Genomic DNA, 2,099 nt, shown 5'->3' on the forward strand with positions numbered 1-2,099 from the left:
AGTCTTGCGCGAGATCGCCCAGCACGTTAAGCGCCAAAAGGGGCTGATTAACTTTGAGACCTTGCGCCACGCCATCTCATCTGGCCGTGGTATTGGCAAGTCTGCATTGGTGTCCTGGCTAACCATCTGGATGTTGTCTACCAGGATAGGGTCAACGACCATCATTTCGGCCAACAGTGAGGCCCAGTTGCGAGCTGTGACCTGGGCTGAGATTACCAAGTGGTTGGCCATGACTATTAATAGTCACTGGTTTGAGGTTTCGGCCACCAAGGTTGCGCCGGCTGGTTGGCTGACTGAGCTGGTGGAGAAGGACTTGCGCAAGGGCACCCGGTATTGGGCCGTTGAGGGCCGGTTGTGGTCAGCAGAAAACCCAGATTCTTATGCCGGGGTCCACAACCATGACGGGGTGCTAGTCATCTTTGATGAGGCGTCTGGTATTGATGATGCGATCTGGTCTGTGACCGCGGGCTTTTTTACTGAGAACACGCCGAATCGCCTTTGGTTGGCTTTTTCCAACCCTCGGCGAAATACTGGGTACTTTTACGAGTGTTTTAACAGCAAGCGGGACTTTTGGACCAGCAAGGTGGTGGACGCCAGGACGGTGGAGGGCACTGATAAGGCGGTGTACCAGAACATCATTGATGAGTATGGGCCGGACTCGAGCCAGGCGCACGTTGAGGTGTATGGCATGTTCCCCTCGGAAGGGGACGACCAGTTTATTTCGTCCAATATTGTGGATGATGCGATGAAAAGGGCTAAGTACAAGGATCAGTCGGCGCCAATCATTATTGGGGTTGACCCTGCACGGTTCGGCGCTGATGCAACGGTAATTGCGGTGCGCCAGGGACGCGATATTGTCAAGATTATTCGCCACCGCGGCGACGACACCATGACGGTGGTGGGGTATGTGATCGAAGCAATTGAAGAATTCAAGCCCGCGCTGGTTGTGATCGACGAAGGCGGGCTGGGGGCGGGTATTGTTGATCGATTAAAAGAGCAACGGTACAAGATCAAGGGCATAAACTTTGGAAATAAAGCCAAAAACCCGATCATGTACGGTAATATGCGCGCGCAGATGTGGGGAGATATGCGAGAATGGCTGAAATCTGCTAGTATCCCTAGCGACAGGTTCTTGAAGACGGACTTGATTTCGCCTATGATGAAGCCTGATTCACGGGGAACAATCTTCTTGGAAAGCAAAAAGGAAATGAAAGCTCGCGGTCTTGCCTCGCCCGACGCTGCTGACGCTATCTGCGTCACATTTGCCTTTCCAGTGGCACATCGTGAATATGTTGAACCCAAGCGCACCGCTAGAAGCTACGGTAGCGCAGTGTCTACAGGATGGATGGGCGCATGAAGAAGAAGAGCGTATCTTTGTCAGTTGGTCGCGGCGAGAAATTGCCGGTGGCCAAGGGCGCGGGTCTGACTGAGAAAGGCCGCGCTAAGTACAACGCCGCTACGGGTTCTAACCTCAAAGCGCCAGCACCCAACCCTAAGACCAAGGCAGACCAAGGCCGCAAAGATTCATTTTGTGCTCGCATGGGTGCCGTAGCAGCCAACGCCAAAGACGGCGAACGCGCTAAAGCAGCCCTTAAAAGATGGAAGTGTTGACATGGCTACCAAACCGGGACTTTACGCAAACATTCACGCCAAGCAGGCACGCATCGCCGCCGGCAGTAAAGAGAAGATGAGGAAGCCTGGCTCACCTGGTGCTCCAACTGCCAAAGCGTTTAAAGAGTCGGCCAAGACGGCAAAGAAGAAGTAACATGCCGCTTGTCAAATCAAAATCTCCCGAAGCATTCCGAAAAAATGTGAAGGCCGAAGTCGCTGCCGGCAAGCCGGTCAAGCAGGCCGTGGCCATTGCATACGCAGTCAAACGTGCAGCCCCGAAAGGAAAGAAATGAAAACTCTTGCGCCCATCGCTAAATTGAACAGCCGCGAGCCAAAAATGTCGGGCGGCGGTATGCCTGACCGCAACAAAGAGACCCGTTCACCCACTGCCAACTGCAATGCCACGATTCCATCGGGCAACAATGTCAAGGCAACGGTGGACAAAGTCCTTAACAAGATTAAATAATGGCAGACTTCACAGGCATTGC

General features: G+C 53.4%; 2 protein-coding genes. Both read left to right on the forward strand.

Annotated elements, in window-relative coordinates:
• The coding region (locus EBS36_07315) for a terminase (protein ID NBU32956.1) at nucleotides 1–1,357 on the forward strand (1,357 nt) is incomplete at its 5' end.
• Nucleotides 1,354–1,611, forward strand: coding sequence for a hypothetical protein (locus EBS36_07320; GenBank protein ID NBU32957.1), 258 nt, complete (start codon nucleotides 1,354–1,356; stop codon nucleotides 1,609–1,611). The genes EBS36_07315 and EBS36_07320, both read left to right, overlap by 4 nt.
• Nucleotides 1,612–2,099: the final 488 nt, after the last annotated feature.

It is taken from the genome of Actinomycetota bacterium, from assembly GCA_009923495.1.
GTDB lineage: Bacteria > Actinomycetota > Actinomycetes > S36-B12 > UBA5976 > UBA5976.